Consider the following 21,053-nt stretch of genomic DNA (forward strand, 5'->3'; position numbering starts at 1 on the left):
CGACTATGAAGCTACAGATGCATTCCATCCACTTCGAGGCTGACCAGCAGCTTACCGATTTCATCCAGCAGAAAGTAGACAAGCTTGAGACATTTTACGATCGCGTAGTGGAAGGCGAAGTGTTTCTCAAACATAACAACAGCGATGGTATAGATACTAAAACTGTAGAGATAAAGCTTTTTGTACCTGGTTCTACTTTATACTCTGAGGCAAACGCCCCTTCGTTTGAAGCCGCCGCAGACGGAGCCGTTGAAGCCATGCGTCGCCAGCTAAAAAGATATAAGGAAAAACAATTGGCGCACTAGGAAAGAAGTAATTTTCAATTACTAATAATAAGTTAATCTCAGCAAAAACATAAAACAGAAAGGCCTGCTATACTTTAGCAGGCCTTTCTGTTTTATGTAGTGTGGCATTGTATGCCAAAGGTCTTATACCAAATTAAATTCCAAATTCTTTCTTGATCTGATCTACGTAGTCCAGCTTCTCCCAAGTGAAGGTTTCAAACTCTCTTGATTCTTTATGACCATTCACGGATACCTCTATTCTTTTGATACCCGGCGTTCTGCCCATGTGGCCATAAGCAGCTGTTTCTGAGAAAATTGGATTCTGCAAACCAAAGCGCTGCACAATAGCATAAGGACGCATGTCGAACAACTTGCTTACTTTTTCAGCAATCTCGCCATCGCTCATAATATTGCCGCTGGCATCTTTCACTTTAGTAGAGCCATAGGTAGTTACATATAAACCAACTGGTTTAGCAACTCCGATAGCATAAGCAACCTGCACCAATGCCTGGTCTGCAACACCGGCAGCTACCAGGTTCTTGGCAATGTGTCGCGCTGCATAAGCTGCAGAACGGTCTACTTTAGAAGAATCTTTACCAGAGAAAGCACCACCTCCATGAGCACCTTTACCACCATAAGTATCTACAATGATCTTACGGCCTGTTAAACCTGTATCTCCGTGCGGGCCGCCAATCACGAACTTACCTGTTGGGTTAATGTGGTAAACGATATCGCTGTTAAACAGCTTCTGGATACGCTCCGGCAACTTCTTAAGTACACGTGGGATTAGGATAGCGTCAACATCTGCTTTGATCTTGGCTACCATTTCTTTCTCAGCCTTGTCTTTGGCTTCTGGAGTATCGCTATCAGCAGTTACAAATTCATCGTGCTGTGTAGAAATAACAATAGTGTCAATCTTCTCCGGTACATGGTTGTCGCTGTAGCGGATGGTTACCTGAGACTTTGCATCTGGACGCAGGTATGTCATCTCCTTGCCTTCTTTACGGATAGCAGAAAGCTCCTCAAGTAAAAGGTGCGAAATGCTTAGTGCCAAAGGCATGTAATTATCTGTTTCGTTGGTAGCATAGCCAAACATCATACCTTGGTCTCCTGCACCCTGGTCTTCTGGGTTGGCACGCTCTACACCCTGATTAATATCAGCAGACTGCTCATGAATTGCAGAGATAACCCCACAGGCATCAGCATCAAACATATATTCAGATTTTGTGTAGCCTATACGTTTAATCACGTCACGAGCCACTTTCTGTACATCTACATAGGCTTCTGTCTTAACCTCACCACTTAACACAACTAAGCCAGTTGTTACAAGTGTTTCGCAAGCTACTTTAGATTGTGGGTCCTGCTTCAGGAATTCGTCAAGTAGGGCATCGGATATCTGGTCCGCTACTTTATCTGGATGTCCTTCCGATACTGACTCAGAAGTAAATAAATACGGCATTTTTAGTTGGGGTTTAGGTACAAAGTATAAACCGTGCTACACCTATAAGTAGCAATTACAAAGCTAAAACAATTCTTCCATAGTTAAAACATGAATTGGCAGCAGATGTATGTAACAGCGTTTGGTCTAGGTACAATATGCTTGTTCGTTTAATACAATGGCTATCAGTACCTCCGACACCACAATCAAGGAAAAATTATACTTGCAACTTATAATACAAAACCATTGCTAATACACCTTCGTTTGAAGTACAATTGAATATATCTCTTTGATTTAAATTATATGAAACGCATATTAACAATTTTCACTATACTTTTAGTAACTGCAGGGCAAATACAGGCCCAGAACGATTCCCCTTATAAAACAAGTACTGTAGTAGATGGCGCTATAATTATAGCAGGTTCTGGTTTGTCCTATTATGGCTTAACGTTGATGCAGGATAAAAATGGGCTTACAGATGAACAGATTGCTAATTTAAGCAAAACAGATGTTAACGGCTTCGACAGGTTTTCTGCAGGTTGGGATTCCGAATCTGCTAAAAAAACCAGTGACATTCCTTTTTACGGCTCATTTGCTTTACCCTTTGTAGCATTACTGAATGATAACATTGGCAATAAAGCAGGACAGGTGGTTGTGCTCTATGTAGAAACAATGGCTGTTACTGGTGCTTTGTTTACTATGACAAATGGTAATGCGCCAAGAATAAGGCCATTAGTTTACAGTCCGGATGTAGAAAACTCCGAAAAAACAAGAGCCAACGCCAGAAACTCTTTTTATGCTGGTCATACTGCTGCTGCAGCCAGTGCCTCATTTTTTGCAGCAAAGATTTTCCATGATTTTAACCCCGACTCAAATGCAAGACCCTATGTATGGGCAGCTGCTGCAGCCATACCTGCAACAGTCGGTTATCTACGTTTAAGAGCTGGTAAACACTTTCTTAGCGACAACTTGCTTGGCTATACTTTAGGAGCCGCTGCGGGTATACTTGTGCCACAATTGCATAAGAAAACTAATAAAACCAATTTCAGCTTAATGCCTATAACGGCGCCAAACTACAGAGGAGCTTTACTCACTTACAGTTTTTAAGGTATGCTCAAGGCACTCCAATTGTGGTTCTTGTTAGCGTTTGTTTGTATAAATTATACTTATGCCCAAACAAATGCATCCCCGTATAAAACCGATTGGATAAGAGACGGTGCTATAGTAGTTGGTGGTATTGGAGCCTCTGTAGCCGGAAGTATACTTGTAGATAATAAATATAGACTCACAGAGCAGAACGTAGTAGGGTTAACTACAGCAGACGTAAACAAGCTAGATCGATTTGCAGCAGGAAACTACAGTTCTAGTGCAGAGTCTTTAAGCGATTTTCCATTTTATGGCTCATTCCTAACACCGCTTCTGCTATTAATGGATGATGATGTTAAGAAAAACGCTCCGCAAGTTTATCTGCTTTATGGACAGGCTATGTCTATTGCTGGCGGCTTGTATAGTTTAACAACCGGACTAACAGCACGTAAACGGCCTTATGTATATAGTGATGATGCACCGCTGGAGCTTAAGACTGATAAGCAGGCTACTAATTCTTTTTATGCCGGACATACAGCCGCAACCGCTGCCGCCACTTTCTTCGTAGCCAAAGTATATCACGATTTTAACCCAGGCTCCCCAGCGCGGCCTTATATTTGGGCAGCTGCAGCGGCTGTACCTGTAACCGTAGCTTACCTACGCACCAAAGCGGGCAAGCATTTTTTAACTGATAACTTAGTTGGTTATGCCATAGGTATGGGTATTGGTATATTGGTGCCAGAGTTGCATCAGAAAGTTGAAAGTATAGGTTTGAGTTTAGTTCCTGTTTCTGTGCCAACTTATAATGGCGCTTTACTTACCTTCAAATTCTAACACACTATAGCTATAAATGAAAAATGCCCGCATTGTTGCGGGCATTTTTCATTTATAGCTATAGTGTGACCTATGGATTTTGAATAATCTTCGGATTTGCATCTATTTCTACTTGAGGTATCTGGTGGATAAATAAATCAGAGTTGGCAGGTGTAGTTCCTAACTTCGCAGTATGGTTACCTTCACGAACTAATGGCTGCTGCAGACGCTTAATATCAAGCAATGCAAACCCCTCACCATATAACTCTTTTCTTCTTTCTACATAGATTTCCTCTAGTAAAGCATTGCCAACATTTGTACTTGGCAATACAACTCCATTTGTGATTCGGCTATTACGCAGCTCAAGTAATAATGCCTGAGCATCACCAAAGCTACCTAACTGAGCTTTAGCTTCTGCTTCAATTAAAAGCATTTCTGCTGAACGCATTAAAACAACATGACCACCTAAATTTACTAAATCTTTGAATTTAGTTATTGTGTATCTATCAGAATTCCATATTTTCTCACCAGCATCATTTGTAGTGAATGCTTTAGTATCTTCCTGAAATCCACGTCGTGCATCATTTTCATCAAATAAAGCGACAAACTCATCGTTCGCACGAAGGTTGTTATATCCGTATCGCACATATTCTCTGTTTCCTTCTGCATCTAACGTGTAACGGCCATCAATAAATGAGAAGAATGACGCAAAACCGTTGTTCTGATCTGCTGCCTGAGGTAATCCCCATATCCATTCTGAGTTACCATAATTATTAAAGCCATTTGAGTACTCAGTAGCTGACATCAGTGAATAGCCAGCACGAGCTTTCGCAGCATATTCAGCAGCCTTATCCCAGTTACCCATCTCCAAATATACACGAGCTAGCAAACCTTGTGCAACATTCTTGTTGATGTGGCTCTTTGAAGCTCTGTTAGCAGTTAGGTTCTCCTCAGCAAAAGTAAGGTCAGTAATAATCTGATTATACACTTGCTCTAGTGTGGCTCTCTCTTTTCCTTCAGTCTCTGGCGTAGTTGGCTCAAGCATTAAAGGCACGGCAAGCGCATTTTTGTCTTTTGTGTAAGTATGCTGATAAACACGTGCAAGATTAAAGTATGAAAAAGCTCTTATTGCTCTTGCTTCACCCTCTAATTGCAAGCGCTGAGCAGCTGAACCATCTGTCAATTGAGGCGCGTATGCTATAATGCTGTTCGCGTTGGTAATGAGGTTATAAGCGTGGCCCCAAAGTATACGTGTACCACGATAAGTTGCCAGTTTATTATCTAGTTCATACTGGTATACAAACCATCCATCGTTTGCCATAATGTCTTCACCCATTACGTCGAAAGTCATCATCATGGCAGGCACTCCATAACTATCGTGGCTTACTCCACCTTGGTTTACCGGTGCTTGGCGCATTAAGCGATAAATACCTGTCAAAGCAGCCTCCATACCACCTAAAGAGCCATAGGTTTGCTCAAAAGATGCTTTGTTAGAAGGTACTGTTTCTAAATAGTCTTTTTCACATGCTGTTAAGCTTAACACACCGCCAAGAATAGCTGCAAAAAATTTTATATTCTTTATTTTCATTATTCCTACTGTAAAATATTTTTTATAGCGTTACTCGCAATCCAACAGAGTATGTTTTCTGAGTTGGGAAGCGGCTATTTGTAATACCATCGATACTCTGCTCAGGATCCAGACCTGGTGTTTTAAACATAGTCCAGATGTTATCGCCTTGAACAAAAACTCTTGCGTTCTGCAGTCCAACTCGCTCTTGTAAAGCTTTAGGAAGTGTATAACCTAATGTAACGTTACGTAAGCGCAGGTATGAAGCATCTACAAGGAACCTAGATGAAGTTGTGTTGGTGTTTAGGTTTTGTGAGGTACCTAATCTTGGGACATCAGTTATATCACCTGGCTGCTGCCATCTGTTTAAGATATCGCTATGCCAGTTTGTACCTGCCCTGTCTCCACCGTGCATTAAGTTGCTATAGTCTGTATTTAATATCTCACCACCAATGCTGTAAGTAAATAAGACGCTTAAGTCGAAGTTCTTATACTGCAGGTTGTTTGTGAAGCCACCAGTTACATCTGGCAAAGCAGTACCAACATAGTAACGGCTAGCTAAGTTGTAGTTAGATGTTGTTGTTTTAGTTACATTACCATCTGCATCTTTTACATCTCTATACCAAAGGCTTAAACCTGTTTGTGGATCAACACCGGCAAAATCCTGAATATAGAAATCGTAGATTGACTGACCTACTTTTAACTGCTTAGTCCCTTGCAGTATAGCTTCACTTGGCAACTCAGTTACCTCGTTCTTGTTATGAGCTGCATTTAGATTAGCGCTCCAGCTAAAATCACCTTTGTTGATTACTTCTGCAGTCAGGTTGATTTCAATACCTCTGTTGCGAATTGCCCCAAGATTAGAAAATACTGAGTTAAAACCTGTAGAATTTGCTAATGGTTTGTTAAACAACAAGTCTTCAGACTTTCTATCGTAATAATCTAAAGTCACATCCAATCTATCAAAGATTGTTGCATCAACTCCGACGTTAAATGCAGCTTGCTTTTCCCAAGTTAAAGCAATGTTCTCTAGCTTATCCAAAATTATACCTGGTGCAGATAGATCATTATAACCTGTCTGGTAAAGACCCCTATATGCGTAGTAATCTGAAGAGCCTCCTGATGTTAACAAGCTCTCGTTACCAGAAGTACCATAACTTGCACGTACTTTAGCATCATTAATCCATGGCAATGCGCTCATGAAATCTTCCTGAGAAATTCTGTATGAACCACCAATTGAGTAGAAGTTACCCCAACGGTTATCTCTATGGAAACGAGAAGAACCATCACGGCGGAAAGATGCAGACAGATAATATTTATCTGCAAAGTTATAATTCACTTGGCCTAAGAAGCTCAGCAATGAACGTCTATCTGTTTGGCCATCAAGTGAAGTAATGGTAGAGGCATTATCAAACTCTGTTAAGCCTGGAATTGGCAGAAAACCTGTTTTTTGACCATACATGTAGTCATATTTAAGGTTAAATGCTTCGAAACCGCCCAATGCGTCTAACTGATGCTGCCCGAAACCTTTGCTGTAGCTTAAAATGTGGTTTGTTGTATATTCAAAATAAGAACTTCTCCATTGTGTTCCACGTCCACCTACACCTGAGCCATCACCATATTCTGTATTATAAAAGGTGAAGTCTTTTGTATTGTCTCCGTTTAGAGCTAGAGTAGTTTTATACTTCAGGTTTAAAGGCAAAGTAATTTCACCGAAGGCATTCATGCTCCATGTTAATACATTACGCTTCAAAATATCTAACTCAGTTGTACCAACTGGGTTACTGTTACCTCCGTAAGGACGAGAAGAGTTAAAATCAAACTCTGATGGGTTGTTAATAAAAGAGCCATCTGTGTTTCTTCTTCTCATGATTGGATACACTGAAGAAATGTTTCTACCCCACGACACAACGTTACGGAAAGCTGTACCACTTGAAGTTGGAGAGTTTTGATCAGTATTTGCAATTAATGCATTTACACCAAACTTAATTTTATCTGTAACTTGAGATGATACTCTCAAACGAGAAGTATAACGTTCAAACCCTGACGTAATAAACGCACCTTCTTGATTTAAATAGTTACCAGAGAAATAGTAATTAGTTTTATCACTTCCTCCTTGAATACCAAAATCATACTCCTGACGTGAAGCTTGTCTGAAAAGAGCATCTCTCCAGTCATCTTCCCAAGCTGGTATAAGTCCCGGCTTCAATTTACCATCTAATCCAATAGGCTCAGCATCATTATACGGGTTATACTGTTGGCCATTTCCAGCACCAGCTATACGGCCAACAACTCTCTTAGTAGCATACTCTTCTGGAGACGCATATTTCCCTTCCCATAAAGACTTCGTTGATCGTGCATCATTTCTCAAAGCCTCCCAGGTTAGCTCATAAAAATCCTGAGAATTTACAGTCTTGTAATCTTCTACAGCAAAATCAGAGATACCATAAGTAGCGCCGAATGTAATTGTAGGCTTTTTAGGAGCTGTTCCTCCTTTTGTAGTTATAACAACTACTCCGTTAGCAGCACGAGAGCCATAAAGAGCAGCAGCACTAGCATCTTTAAGTACAGTCATCGACTCGATATCATTTGGATTGATAGCGTTTAGATCACCTGAATAAGGTGCACCGTCCACAACATAAAGCGGAGTAGAGGAAGAAGCAAGAGAACCAATTCCACGAATACGCACCTGACCTGTTTGACCAGGTTGGCCACTAGTCTGAACCACTTGAACACCTGGTGTTAAGCCACCTAAAGCTTTGGTTACATCATTTACCTGAAGCTTCTCGATTGACTCTGATTTGATTGCTGATGCAGAACCTGTAAAGGACTTCTGGTCTGCAGTACCATAAGCCACAACAAGCACCTCAGATAGTGCTTTGGTATCCTCTGCAAGGATAACATTCACTGTACTTTGGTTTCCAATTTCACGCTCTACGGTTTGGTAACCGATATAGCGAAACACTAGAGTTGTACCATTTGCAGGCACATTTAGGGTATAAGTACCATCTCCAGCTGTAGCCGCCCCCACAGAGGTACCTTTAACAACAACGGAAACTCCTGGTAATCCGATACCTGAGCTTTGATCAGATACTTTACCAGTCACCGTCTTTGTCTGTGCCATCGCATGCTGCAGAAATCCGAACAGCGACAACACGACAAATAATAGAACTTTTCTCATAAAAGTAATTAGGTAGTTAGTTAATTTGGTAAAAATAATTTCACAAATATATTTTTAAAAAATCAGCTTTTAAAGCTTTTCTGATCTACCCACTGTGCCTAAATTCCATTTAAAGCACATTAAAATTAGTTTATTGCAAAATAGTTAATTGCATATATATTATTTTATAATAACTTTTATAATCATGTATCACTTGATATAATTTTAGACTTTTTTAATATTTTTAAGCATTGGCTCTTTGGAATATAATTTTAATTATGTTTTTTAATGTCTAAACACTAGTTTAGTTTCCAACGTTTACACAGCTTGATATTGCTTGCTATTTGATCCTACTGTTATAACATTGAACATATATTGAAAAAGTATAAAATAAAAAAAAATGGTGCAAAGATCTTCTTCACACCATTTTTATCTTAGTTTTTAGGAGTTACTTCTTTGAATTATACTTTAACAAATTTTATAACTGCTTATACTTATCGGTCCAGCCAGTTAGCTCTGCAAACTCATGATCTTCTAAAGGGTACCCAGCCTACTGTCTATGCCTAACTCAATCAAACGAATCAACAGGCGCACAGCATTCTAAATTTCTATGTTTACCACTATAACGTGGTAGATCAACAATGCTCCCTTTAGGCCTTAGCCATAGTGAATTATAGAGTTAATCATTCGCAATCTCAAATTCTAGATAAAGATGTATACATTATTCCTCTTTCTTGAATTTTTAATGCTGTAACTAGTATTGTTAGAACCATAGCTTTATTACAATCAAAAAATATATGATTTTGTAATATCTGCTTCAGCTCAATAATTAATAAGATTACTATAATTTATATTTTTTGAGAAGTCAACATCTATCTATGCTAGTAATATTTTTTTCTGAAATAGATATTACTAGCATTATAAAAACAAAAAAGAGGTACTATAAAATAGTACCCCTTTTTTAAATTATTAGTTTATTATTCCCCTTTTCTTACTAAAGTAGATTTCATTGATGTGTTAAGAGCTACATAATCGATATAGAATGTTTTAGTTTCTGGATCATAATAGCTTTTATCTTGTGAAATAGCAATACCAGGTGATGTAACAGTAACTTTATTCGTTGCTGGATCTAATGTCATTGTTTGCTGGTTGCTATAATAACCGATCAAATTTCCAACGATTGAATATTGCCCAGTAGTTTTGTAATATACTTCGTTATTACCTGAAACAATTACACTACCATCTGCCCGAGTACGAGAAAACTTATTTTTATAAGTAGCCTCGTAATCATTTTTCGCACCTATTTTCAGTACTGCAGACTTAAAGTTTCCGCTTACTATCCCTGTGCTCACATTAGTTATTGTCATACCCAATGCGAAAGATTTACTAAGATCTATCTTAGCTGTTTCAACCTTAATAGGAACAGTAACTGTGCGCTCACCTTTAGGTATTGTTACAGTCATAGAAGGAATCTCATATAAGTCTTCTGGTAGTAACACATAATTTGTACCTACTTTAGTATTGTATGTATCTACAATTGATGGATCCAGAGAAACTGTTACAGTTATATCTTCTGGAGCCACTTTAGAGCCTGCATAATTGATGTAAACAGGTATTTCAACAGTTTTACCTGGATCAAGAATTTGTAATGCATTCTCATACATTGCAAAAGGTGCATCTGCCGGAGCTGTATTAGACCCTGTACCAGCATATAATATTTCTATTACATTTGGTGCATTATCACCCTCGAAAACTGGATCCTCATCAAGACAAGAGGTTAATCCTGTCAAGGTGAAAAGAGCCACAAATAAATTTAAAATCTTTTTCATATACGATTAATATTTTTAGTTAATATCCCAGAAAATAGGATTGTTAAATACAAATCCAGGCGCTGCAGCAGGAGCGTTAGCTGAATTCAGCTGATACTCAGTAGCAGGATATATCATTCTTTTTGGTAATCTATCCGCACTCGTTGCCTGAGAAGCTACTGAAACGAAAGTAGAAGTAGGAGTTAAACTTGGATATCCAGTTCTTCTGTACTCGCTCCATGCTTCATGACCATGTATGAAGTTTAAGGCAATATATTTCTGAGTTATGATAGTCTCAATTTTGTTTGTAGACTTTTCATAATCAACTAAATTATTTCCATTAGCTCCAGCAGTATTGTCTGTGTTAGCAGCGATGTAAGCATTAGCATCAGTAGTTGGGTTCTTGGTTGCATCTACGTTACCGTTAGCATCTTTGTATAAGTAACGGAACGAGCTTATAATTCCATTTTTATACGCGTCAGCAGCAGAGCCAGCTAGTAAACCTCTTTCTCTTGCTTCTGCCTGAAGGAAGTAGCTTTCAGCCGCCAAGATAATTGGTTGCCCCATCGTACGGCCTTTAAAAAGACCTAATGAATTAGCTGTACCAGTACCAGTATACCATGCAATTGCGCCAGATGGTGCAGTTGGGATACCATCAGTTTGATCTCCTAATTGATTCGATGGCGTATTTGGATACGAACGATAAATTACCTTACCTCTCTCTGGATCAGAGATTCTACTAGTGTATAAAGATAGAATAAACTTACTAGGAATATACTGTCGTCCGGCTCCACTCGCTGTACCTGCGGCATTACTATGATATGTGTTCCAGTATGGATTTAATTTACCATTTGAAATCAGGTAACCTGGCTGTACTAAGGCATCGTCAGTTAAGAATATAGGACTGCTACCAAAAGTTGCGAATCTTTCATTAACAAATGATGCTAGACTGCCTACATTAGAAACACGAACTAGCATTCGTAATTTTAATGTATTTGCGAATCTTTTCCACTTTTCCATGTCACCAGCAAACATAATGTCTGATGCACCTACATTATTAGCATCGCCAAAAGTATCAATGATGTAAACAGCTGAATCTAGTTGAACGATTAGATCTTTATAGATATCTTCTGCTTTATCATATTTAGGAGACAAATTGTTTACGCCTTCCCAAGCTTCTGAATATGGTGCATCACCATATTGATCTACTAACATCTGCATCTGATGCGACTTCATGATCTTTGCTATCGCATTGTATTTTGCAAATGCTGGATCATTTTTAGTGTTATCAATAATATACTGATAATCTGTAATATTATCGTAAACACCTGACCACAGTCCAGTGTAGTTATTAGTTGAGTAGTTGTAAGTAATGTATGGCGAACCTGTAAAACCAAAACCACCAGCGTTAGCAGCATAACCCGCTACTCCTGAACCATAATCGTTATAACTTACAATGGTTGAAGCAGTAATAGCAAGTGCATTAGGTAAAACCTGCTGTGCAGTAGTACTAGTTGCTTGGTTTGGGTTATCGTTTACATCAAGATAACTATCGCATGACACTGTTGTCAGCGCCAAAGCACTTATAGCAAAAAATTTAAGTATTCTCTTCATGTTATTTCTTATTAGAATGTAGCAGATACTGTTGCTCCAAAGTAACGCGTAGGAGGAGTTTGACCTAGCGATGTAATACCGATAGCATTGGTATCTGTAAAGTTGTAATCTGGATCTGTAAATCTGTTAGATGCAGGTAACCATAAGAACAGGTTACGTCCTTGTAAGCTAATTGAAGCACCTTTTACAAATCCGGTTTTAGAAAGGATTGACGCTGGAAGCGTGTAAGAAATTGAAGCCTCACGTAGTCTCCAGTAATCTCCTTTTGTAGTGTGGTTTGTAGCTATGTTTCTGTTGTAAGTTGTGCTTGCCCAGAAGTCAGGACCACCATCTCTTACAGTGATATTAGTATTAGCTACATATTGGCCTAATTCTTCATCATAGTATGATGAGTTAGGGAATACAAAACGATCTCTGTTGTACTCTACTGTTGCCTGAGAAGAACCAGAGAAGTCTAAGCTAGAACCAGCATTGTGGTATCTGTAGAATCCGCCTCTGTACTCAAATAAAGCAGAGAATTTGAAGTTTTTAAATCTAACATCAGCATCAAGACCAATTCTATGAATAGGCTCTGTGTTACCAAGATTTACTAACTCTCCTGTTAATTGTGAAGGATAACCAGTAACTCTGTCTACAACTACTCTACCCTGATCATCTCTAACATAATCGTTACCTAATAACACAGGGAATCTTTGGCCAGCAATAGCATATACCTGAGCGGCACCACCAGATGATAACTGTAAACGCTCGATGTCCGCAGAAATTGACTCAACTCTGTTGTCGTTGAAAGTATAGTTACCACCTACTGTTACAGTCCACTGTGAATTGTTAATAGGAGTTACATGCAATCTTGTCTCTAAGCCTTTGTTTGTAACTTCACCAGTGTTTGTCAGGAAGCTTGTATAACCTGTTGCTGAAGAAACACCAGTTGCTACTGTTTGGTCAACTGTGCTAGTTGCGTAATAAGTGGCGCTAGCAGTAATCAAATCTCTTCTTAAGCTAACATCAAATCCAAACTCATAACCACTTGTCATTTCTGGCTTTAGGTTAGGAGAAACAATTTGGTTACCCAAAGAATAACCTGGTAAGCTACCATAAGGGAAGCCACCTGTTGGGTTAAATGTTGGCAGTAGTCTGTAAGCACCAAAGTTGCTACCTAAGTTTACCTGTCCTACTTTAGAGATACCAGCACGTAATTTCAAGTTGCTGATCATTTCGCTATCGCGCAGTACAGGAATTGCCTCACTAGCCACAAAAGACACATCAGCAGAAGGATAGAAGAATGATCTGTTTTCTTTTGCTAAGATTGAAGTCCAGTCGTTTCGGCCAGTAGCGTGTAAGAACAGGTAATCTCTGAAGCTTAGAGTTAAATCTCCAAACACACCAATCTGACGAGCTGTATAGTTTGCTTCTCCAGCACCAGGCTCACCTACACGGTTGCTCACGTTAAACAGATCAGGGTTAACCAGGCCTGTTGCAGATACACTTAGAGATTTTGAATAGTTAGAACGAACACTGTTACCTAAGATAAAGCGAACATTTAAATCACTGGTAATATCTTTGTTAAACTGAGCTAAGAAGTCTGAGTTAAACTGATTTGTAGTAGTGTTACCATCGCCTACAGCGCCGTTAACATCATACTTACTAGCAGATATTGATTTGGTATAATCTGAAAGGATAAAAATACCTTGTCTTGACTTAGATGTCACGTTACGGTTTGACATACCTGCACGGTAAGTCAGTTCTAACCAGCTAAGTGGTGCATACTTCAGTTCTGCGTTTGCAATAAGATAGTTATTTCTTGTTTCTGATCTATTGTTATCAATCAAGAAGTATGGATTGTCGTAGTATTCGTTAAAGTAACCATTTGGATTTGCAAACGGATCGTTTTTCCAGTTTTGATACTGCAAAAGTGGAATATGTGCAGGAGTCTGTAAAAGGGCATCATAGATGTTTGCAGTCTCTGTAGTGATATCGTATTTGTTAGCTGTATAAGAAGAGTTTAAAGCTAACTTTAATTTATTTCCGAAATCGTGAGTTGCATTAAAGCGAAGAGCCTGACGTGTATACTCATCATTCAGAGTAGTACCTTTGTTTAACAGATTCTGGAAAGACACATAGAATGTTGAGCGATCTGTACCAGATGATAACGAAACATCTGACTGGTTCTGAACGCCAGTTTCCCAGAAGTCGTATTTGTCATCTCTTGCAGAGTACTCTACCATTTGTATAGATCCGTCAGCAAGTGGCTTACCGATTGGTCTTATTACACCATCAAACTTAGGACCGTACTGCTGGTTTTCGTAAGGCACATATTTCTGAACACCGGCAGCATAACCAGAACCAAACTGATCCTGAAGATCAGGATAGAAGTTTACTTGCTCTAAAGTAGTAGTGTGAGAAACCTTAATTGAAGTTTGACCTTTTTTACCTCTTTTAGTTGTAATCAAGATCGCACCATTAGATGCATCAGAACCATAAAGAGCTGCTGCGTTAGCACCATTCAGTACCTGCACATTCTCTACATCTTCCGGGTTAAGGTTACCTAGTACAGTATTAGGAACAATAATGTTATCTAATACAATAAGAGCCTCATTGTTACCTGTTAAAGAGCGGTTACCTCTAAGGGTTACACGTACGTTAGGATTAACACCGCTGCTTACTGCATTGATTTGCAAACCTGCAACCTTACCTGTTAAGCCAGTTGCAATGTTTTGTGCTTTACCTTGAGTTAAGGCTTCGCTACGAACAACAGTTGTAGTATAACCCTGTTCTTTTACTTGGCGCTCAATACCACCAGCACCTACAATCACAACTTCACTAAGTTGCTTTGAGTCTACGCCTAAGCTTACATTAATTGTTGAGGCACTTCCTATTTGACGCTCAACTGATGTATACCCAATGTATCTAAATACAAGAGTATTACCGTTAGCTGGCACACTTACTGAATAGGTACCATCTGCGGCAGTGGTAGTACCCACCGTAGTTCCTTTGACAATTACAGATACTCCGGGCAGGCCTATATTAGATCCCTGGTCCGTAACTTTACCTGTAACCGTCTTAGATTGTGCCATCGCATGTTGCAAGACTGCAAAAAGCGCAAGCACTCCTAAGAATAAAAATTTTCTCATAAGGATAATTTAAAAATTTGTGGTTAGATAGATAATTAATTAGCTTCCAAATATATCTTTAAAAATTAAACTCTGAAAGCATTTAACTATAATGTATATTTTTCAACGTTTAAACTCAGTTTGTCAAATTAATATATTACAACATTTATTTATTGCTTTAAAAATCTTCACTAGACAAAGCATATAGTAACTTTTAAGATTAATTTAGTTAATTATACATTCCTCATTGTTCAAAATAATAAAATACAGTTATTTTTAAATATAAAATATAACTATCACTACATATTAAATTAAAAACAATTGTTTGTATTCTATAACACCCAAAAACCTAATCTTAGAAAAGTATAAATAAAAAAAATCGGCGCAGAGACAAACTTTCTACGCCGATTTCCGCTTACACTACTGCTTTTACTTCTTCAGGTTCTGCTCAAACAGTTTATATATCCGCTTATATTCATCGGTCCAACTAGCAGGCTCTACAAATCCATGATCCTCTACAGGGTACACAGCCAGTTCCCAGTTATCTTTTCCTAACTCAATCAGGCGCTGCGACAGACGTACAACATCTTGAAAATGCACGTTAGTATCCACCATACCGTGGCAAATTAATAGGGCACCCTTCAGGCCTTCGGCGTAGTAAATAGGAGAACTTTTGGCATATGCTGTGCTGTCAGTATATGGTGTGTTAAGAATGTTGGAAGTATAACCGTGGTTATAGTGTGCCCAGTCTGTAACAGAGCGCAGCGCAGCACCAGCTGCAAACACATCAGGCTCTGTAAACATGGCCATAAGTGTAATAAAGCCGCCGTAAGAGCCACCGTAGATGCCGATCTTTTTAGGATCTATATTATACTTCTCTACTAAGTGCTTAGCCCCATCAACGTGGTCGCTTAAGTCTTTGCCGCCCATAAAGCGATAAATGCCAGTCCGTACATCACGGCCATAACCAGCACTGCCTCTGTAGTCAACATCCAGTACTGTATATCCTTGATCTACTAGGAAATTATGGAACATGTACTCTCTAAAGTATGAGCTCCACCACTTGTGCGCATTTTGAAGGTAACCGGCACCATGTACAAATATGACAGCCGGGCCATTATTCTTGGCATTTTCTGGACGATAAAGACGTGCATATACATCTTGTCCGTCTTGCGCTTTAAATGTGATTACTTCTGGTTCGCGCCAGTTATAAGATTTAAATTCGTCTGTTAAGGAGCTTGTCACTTGCTTGGGCTTGGCTCCTTTCTTGTTATCCATCACAAACAGCTCCCAAGGCTTATTACTGGCAGAGTATAACACAGCAAGCGATTTCTCGTTTGGCGACAGCTTAACATCATGGGCACCTGTCATGGTGGTTAACTGCTCCATTTCGCCACCATTTACAGGCATGCGATAAAAGTGCTTAACACCCGGGTGAATCTTATTGGCTGTAAAGTAGAAATGCTTTTTATCATCAGACATGCGTACCTCTGAAACCTCAAACTCACCAGTGGTAAGGGCTTTCTTTTTACCTGTGCTTACATTCACCGCATATAAGTGTGAGTAACCATTTTCTTCCGAATGAAACCAGATACTTTCGTTGTCTGGCATCCAGCCAATATCACCTGTACCGTAACCAATACCCGGACCGTTGATCCATGCATCGTCATGCTGGCGATCCAGTACAGTTAGTTTACCGGTAGCAGGGTCCAGCTTTAATATCCAGCGGTCTTTGTTATCGTACGCACGGGCTACTACCACCGCATACTTTCCGTTACCTGACCATACGGGACCATAAATGGCAGTTGCACGCATTTCAGGCTTTTTGCCTTTACCATCTGCAGTAGTAGCTGCACTTGCTTTAGCTTCTTTTTCCAGCAAATAAGCAGGTTTGTCATAGATTCCCTCTACATCATTCATCAGCACAGCAAAAGCTGTATCACGCTTCGTATCGTACACAAAAAACTCAAATGTACTTTGCGCGTCGCCAACCTTGGTGCGGGTATTAATATCCTCGGTGTAGCCAGATGAGGTAACGTAGTCCGGAACAATAGCAACTTTACTATTTTTTGGCCTTGTGATTAGCTGGTAAGTAACAAAACGTTCGTCTGGGCTAAGAATGACGCTATTTACCACTTTATCCTCAATGTAAATCTCCTTCGGTCTTGTTGGAGCATCAGCTAGCCTTTGCTTGCGCTGCTGCTCCTGTGTTTCTTCCCGTTCTTTTACGATTTGCAATAAAGCTAGCTGCTGCTCTTTAAGCCAATCGCGCTGCACATTTTTCCCTTCGCCTGCTGGCTTACGCCCCTTCTTGAAATCGGTAAGCTGCACTGTCTGCCCATTAGACATGCTCCAGGCAAACAGGTTGCTATCCTTTAGGTAAGTTACTTTTTGCTCACTATAACTAAAGGAAGGACTACTTTCACGCTCTACTGTATTCGTGATCTGCTGTACCTTGCCCGATTTTACATCATATAGGTAGATATCTCCGTTCTTCTCATACACCTTCTTATTCTCTTCCTGGTTGTACGAGCCAAACTGAGATGGCAGGCTTCTACGCTCTCTGGCACTTACTTTCTGGATATTTTTACCATCGGAATTGACGCTATAGAGTGAATCACTTTTGTTGCCCTCCGGGTTCCAGTAAAAATAAATCTTCTTACCATTCTCAGACCAGAACACGTTACTTGGCGCAGTTCCTATCCACTTAGGATCGCGCATTATCTTTTCTACGCTTAGGGTAAGCTTGCCGTCCTGAGCTTGCACGGCACCTCCGCATAATATAAACCAGCCAAATACAGCCAGCATTTTTCTTTTGAATAACATAGTAGAGTAGTATAGTTTAGGTAGTAGTATTAACAGATTCCACTCCAAAATAAAAGATTATACTTTAGTAAGCAAAATCGCCACGTGCTATAGGCAACTACTGCACGTGGCGATTTTATGCTTTACGATTTCTTTTTGGCCGCAAAATCCATGGTTGGGAATTGCTTGTGGTGGTTGCTTATACTTTGGTAGAACTTTGCAAAGCTTAACAATTCGGCTTCGCCAAACAGCTTGCCCATAAAGGTGATGGTGGTTGGCATTCCGTTTTTCTGGAAACCATTTGGAACCACTACACATGGGTGGCCGGTAAGGTTCGTAACCACCAGGTTGCTGCTTGCAAAGGATGGGCTAATGTATACATCAACATCCTTGAGCTTTTCCTGCATTTGCTGTACAAGCAACGTACGCACCCGCTGTGCCTGAATATATTCTACAGCCGGCACAAACCTGCCTGCTCTAAAAATAGTTGGCCAAGCGTTTTTATGTTGCGCAACCAGCAGGCTATCGCGGCCGCTACGGGTTAACTCGTCAAAGGCTGCAGCACCTTCCACAGAAATGGTAAGTGTAAGTTCGCGTGCAGGCAGGTCTGGTAATTCTACCGGAACTAACTCTATACCTACATTGCGCAATGCAGCTAATGTGGCTTCGTCGTTTTCTTTAAAACCATAAGTGCCTTCAAAGTCCTTTTTCAGGTAACCTACCCGAAGCTTCTTTGGATTGATCTTTTCGTTGTAGTTAAACGGCGCATCATAAACAGACAGGTCTTTTCCATCTGGTCCGTAGATGGCGTTGAATACGATAGCTGCATCTTCTGCTGAGCGTGTAATAGGACCAATTTTATCCATTGACCAGCTAAGTGCCATTGCGCCGTGGCGGCTAACACGACCAAAGGTTGGGCGAAGGCCGGTTGTACCACAAGCCGTAGATGGCGATACTATAGAACCAAGTGTTTCGGTACCGATAGCATACGGCAGCAAGCCTGCTGCAACAGCTGCCGCTGAACCAGCTGATGAACCACTAGAGCCTCTGCTAATGTTCCATGGCGAGCGGGTTTTACCACCGTACCATACATCTCCCATGGCCAGTGCTCCTAAGGTTGTCTTCGCCACCAGTACTCCTCCTGCGTCCTGCAGGCGCTGCACAACTGTAGCATCCTCGTCTATTACCTGATCTTTGTAAGGCATAGCACCCCAGGTTGTTTTATATTTTTTGGTAGATAAAAGGTCCTTCACCCCAAATGGTATACCATGTAACATACCTTTATACTTACCAGCTTTTATTTCCTGATCTGCTTTACGAGCCTGTTCCAGCGCCAACTCCTCTGTTAATGAGGTTATACATTCCAATGTTGGTCCATACTTTTTAAGGCGATCCAGATAAAACACTGTAAGTTCTTCTGAACTAATTTGCTTAGTGCGAATAAGCTCTGATAATTGTGGCAAAGTATAAAAAGCAAGCTCTTCTCGATTAGCAGGTAGTTTTACTTTAGAGGCTCTGGCTACTTCAAACTTTTTCCTTTCCTTCTCAAAAGTATGACCTACAGGTATTGGATTAAACATAAGTGCTGGAGCTACATCATTCGGCAAGGGCTGCTTTCTTATAACAGCGTAGCTTTGCTGAAACTCCTCCAGGTCTGTTAAGGCAGAATCCAGCTGGGCATCTGTGAAATTTAATCCAATCAGTTTCTGTGCTTCACGAACTACATCAACTGATAATTTGCTCTCAGCAACTTTGGAAACGAACGCCCCAGAAATAAAGCACCCTGCTCCTAATAGTATTATTGTTCCTTTTCTAAACATTGTCACTCATACATTTTTGTTATAAGTTATGATATTGTTTGTAACAAAAAAAGGCCACTCTAAACAGAGTGGCCTTTTGTATTGGTATTAAATAAATTAATATCCAGGATTTGGCACAAGTGAAGGATTGATATCCAGTTCTCTTTGAGGAATTGGAAGGATTGTTAAATCTCCACCGAAAACTGCTTTACTTGCTCCCTCGCCACTTGTTTTAAGAGGCATTTTGTTTCTAAGAAGATCCATTCTGCGTAAACCTTCAAATGCAAGCTCTTTACGTCTTTCTTCTAACACTGTCGCCAATAAATCAGCAGTGCTAGTGAAATCAGCAGCTGTATATGTAGCCAAGCCCGCTCTTACTCTTAAAGGATTGATCAAATCAATTGCTTCTTGAGCTCCAGCAACTGTAGTTGCTTGTCTAACGATAGCTTCAGCCAATGTTAATACTACTTCTGTAGTACGTATAATTGGCGCGTTATCAGCATTATTAACTGCATCAGGATACTTAGTTGTGAAAATATAAGTACCACCATCAGCTCCCACACCTTCAGAACTTAATGAAGATAAGCGTTTATCGCCAGCCTCATAAGATTCTAAAAGACCAGATGAATAGGCAGCATCACCTCTACCACCACTAGCCGCAGGACGATAGTAAGATGCTAAACCACCGCTACCTGTACGTCCGTTATCTATTGCTGAGTTCTGAATTGTAAACACATCCTCAGAAGTATTAGCGTTATAGAAACTATAATCGCTTGCTAAGCTATAAGAATTGTCTGCTAAAACTTCTCTTGCATATTGCTCTGCCTGAGACCAGTTTTCTCTGTATAATTTAAGTCTAGCAAGCAATGCCTTCGCTGCACCTACTGTTGCACGGCCACGTGCTTCTGATGGGTCACCAAATTGGCTAGCTGTTTTAAGTGCTGGGATTGCCTCAGTTAAATCTTTTTCAATCTGAGCATGTACTTGGTTTAGCGTTGCTCTTTCAGGGAAGGTGATCTCACCTGTGAAAGGCTCTAAAACTAATGGAACAGACAGGTTATCACCGCCGCTCAGTTGAAATGGCTGAGAAAAGAAGTTCGACATCTGGAAGTACAGTAAAGCTCTTAAAAATTTTGCTTCTGCAACTACCTGTGCCTTCTCAGCCTCTGTAAATCCAGGATCTTCTACTGTTGGGGCTTTGGCAATAACATTATTAGCTCTAGTTATAGCTCTGTAGTGTACTTGCCATAAATTCTGTATAGTTAAGTTAGCACCTACAGTATTGAAATTTTGAATTTCCTGTAGCGTTGGGAAAGAGCCAACAAATTGTACGTTATCTGCCTGGAAGTCACCAATAACATGACCTAGACCACCAAATATTTCGAAATTCTGAGTTGTACTATATACACCATACAGTGAGCTCATTGCTGTAGCCTCTGAATTAAACGCAGACTCCTCAGTTAAATCTTGCTCAGGCCTTAACTCATTGAGTTTGTCCTCGCAAGAAAAAAGACCTAGCGCTAAGGAAAACCCTAATGCTCTTAATATATATTTTTTATTCATTGGATT

The 21,053-nt window shown here is 40.0% G+C and carries 12 protein-coding genes; 3 read left to right on the forward strand and 9 right to left on the reverse strand.

Features of this window, described 5'->3' with window-relative positions; all coding sequences use genetic code 11:
• The first annotated feature begins 5 nt into the window (after positions 1-5).
• Positions 6-305 carry a ribosome hibernation-promoting factor, HPF/YfiA family gene (hpf, locus tag WG943_RS03305; protein WP_340406737.1) on the forward strand — a complete coding sequence of 100 codons (300 nt, stop codon included), beginning with the start codon at positions 6-8 and terminating at the stop codon, positions 303-305.
• Positions 306-438: 133 nt separating this feature from the next.
• Here hpf and metK read toward each other — a convergent pair whose 3' ends face one another.
• Entirely contained in the window at positions 439-1,743 is a 1,305-nt protein-coding gene (gene metK, locus WG943_RS03310) for a methionine adenosyltransferase (protein WP_340406738.1), read from the reverse strand.
• Between the two features lie 282 nt (positions 1,744-2,025).
• On the opposite strand from metK, the gene WG943_RS03315 reads away from it, so the two are divergent.
• The gene (locus WG943_RS03315; protein ID WP_340406739.1) at positions 2,026-2,829 is read left to right on the forward strand and encodes a phosphatase PAP2 family protein; all 804 of its coding nucleotides are present in this window, start codon (positions 2,026-2,028) and stop codon (positions 2,827-2,829) included.
• Between the two features lie 3 nt (positions 2,830-2,832).
• The gene (locus tag WG943_RS03320; protein WP_340406740.1) at positions 2,833-3,642 is read left to right on the forward strand and encodes a phosphatase PAP2 family protein; all 810 of its coding nucleotides are present in this window, start codon (positions 2,833-2,835) and stop codon (positions 3,640-3,642) included.
• A 70-nt stretch (positions 3,643-3,712) separates the two neighbouring features.
• On the opposite strand, the gene WG943_RS03325 is transcribed toward WG943_RS03320, so the two are convergent.
• From WG943_RS03325 to WG943_RS03360, 8 genes are all read right to left on the reverse strand, one after another.
• Positions 3,713-5,209: a RagB/SusD family nutrient uptake outer membrane protein gene (locus WG943_RS03325; RefSeq protein WP_340406741.1), complete on the reverse strand. Its 1,497-nt coding sequence runs from the start codon at positions 5,207-5,209 to the stop codon at positions 3,713-3,715.
• Positions 5,210-5,231: 22 nt separating this feature from the next.
• Positions 5,232-8,369 carry a SusC/RagA family TonB-linked outer membrane protein gene (locus tag WG943_RS03330; RefSeq protein ID WP_340406742.1) on the reverse strand — a complete coding sequence of 1,046 codons (3,138 nt, stop codon included), beginning with the start codon at positions 8,367-8,369 and terminating at the stop codon, positions 5,232-5,234.
• Positions 8,370-9,325: 956 nt separating this feature from the next.
• Complete coding sequence (locus WG943_RS03335) at positions 9,326-10,177, reverse strand: DUF1735 domain-containing protein (protein ID WP_340406743.1); 852 nt, start codon at positions 10,175-10,177, stop codon at positions 9,326-9,328.
• Positions 10,178-10,192: 15 nt separating this feature from the next.
• The gene (locus tag WG943_RS03340) at positions 10,193-11,770 is read right to left on the reverse strand and encodes a SusD/RagB family nutrient-binding outer membrane lipoprotein (RefSeq protein ID WP_340406744.1); all 1,578 of its coding nucleotides are present in this window, start codon (positions 11,768-11,770) and stop codon (positions 10,193-10,195) included.
• 11 nt (positions 11,771-11,781) lie between these two features.
• Positions 11,782-14,901 (reverse strand): SusC/RagA family TonB-linked outer membrane protein, encoded by a 3,120-nt coding sequence (locus WG943_RS03345; RefSeq protein WP_340406745.1) that lies wholly within the window; start codon positions 14,899-14,901, stop codon positions 11,782-11,784.
• Positions 14,902-15,309: 408 nt separating this feature from the next.
• Entirely contained in the window at positions 15,310-17,706 is a 2,397-nt protein-coding gene (locus WG943_RS03350) for a prolyl oligopeptidase family serine peptidase (RefSeq protein WP_340406746.1), read from the reverse strand.
• Between the two features lie 122 nt (positions 17,707-17,828).
• Positions 17,829-19,505 carry an amidase gene (locus WG943_RS03355; protein ID WP_340406747.1) on the reverse strand — a complete coding sequence of 559 codons (1,677 nt, stop codon included), beginning with the start codon at positions 19,503-19,505 and terminating at the stop codon, positions 17,829-17,831.
• Positions 19,506-19,601: 96 nt separating this feature from the next.
• Positions 19,602-21,047: a RagB/SusD family nutrient uptake outer membrane protein gene (locus tag WG943_RS03360; protein ID WP_340406748.1), complete on the reverse strand. Its 1,446-nt coding sequence runs from the start codon at positions 21,045-21,047 to the stop codon at positions 19,602-19,604.
• Positions 21,048-21,053: the final 6 nt, after the last annotated feature.

Source organism: Pontibacter sp. H249 (assembly GCF_037892465.1).
Taxonomy (GTDB): domain Bacteria; phylum Bacteroidota; class Bacteroidia; order Cytophagales; family Hymenobacteraceae; genus Pontibacter.

Coding starts and splice junctions, on each gene's coding strand:
- WG943_RS03330 (WP_340406742.1), bottom strand. CDS start 8,369: ATGAGAAAAGTTCTATTATTTGTCGTGTTGTCGCTGTTCGGATTTCTG.
- WG943_RS03315 (WP_340406739.1), top strand. CDS start 2,026: ATGAAACGCATATTAACAATTTTCACTATACTTTTAGTAACTGCAGGG.
- WG943_RS03360 (WP_340406748.1), bottom strand. CDS start 21,047: ATGAATAAAAAATATATATTAAGAGCATTAGGGTTTTCCTTAGCGCTA.
- WG943_RS03350 (WP_340406746.1), bottom strand. CDS start 17,706: ATGTTATTCAAAAGAAAAATGCTGGCTGTATTTGGCTGGTTTATATTA.
- WG943_RS03335 (WP_340406743.1), bottom strand. CDS start 10,177: ATGAAAAAGATTTTAAATTTATTTGTGGCTCTTTTCACCTTGACAGGA.
- WG943_RS03355 (WP_340406747.1), bottom strand. CDS start 19,505: ATGTTTAGAAAAGGAACAATAATACTATTAGGAGCAGGGTGCTTTATT.
- WG943_RS03345 (WP_340406745.1), bottom strand. CDS start 14,901: ATGAGAAAATTTTTATTCTTAGGAGTGCTTGCGCTTTTTGCAGTCTTG.
- WG943_RS03340 (WP_340406744.1), bottom strand. CDS start 11,770: ATGAAGAGAATACTTAAATTTTTTGCTATAAGTGCTTTGGCGCTGACA.
- WG943_RS03325 (WP_340406741.1), bottom strand. CDS start 5,209: ATGAAAATAAAGAATATAAAATTTTTTGCAGCTATTCTTGGCGGTGTG.
- hpf (WP_340406737.1), top strand. CDS start 6: ATGAAGCTACAGATGCATTCCATCCACTTCGAGGCTGACCAGCAGCTT.
- WG943_RS03320 (WP_340406740.1), top strand. CDS start 2,833: ATGCTCAAGGCACTCCAATTGTGGTTCTTGTTAGCGTTTGTTTGTATA.
- metK (WP_340406738.1), bottom strand. CDS start 1,743: ATGCCGTATTTATTTACTTCTGAGTCAGTATCGGAAGGACATCCAGAT.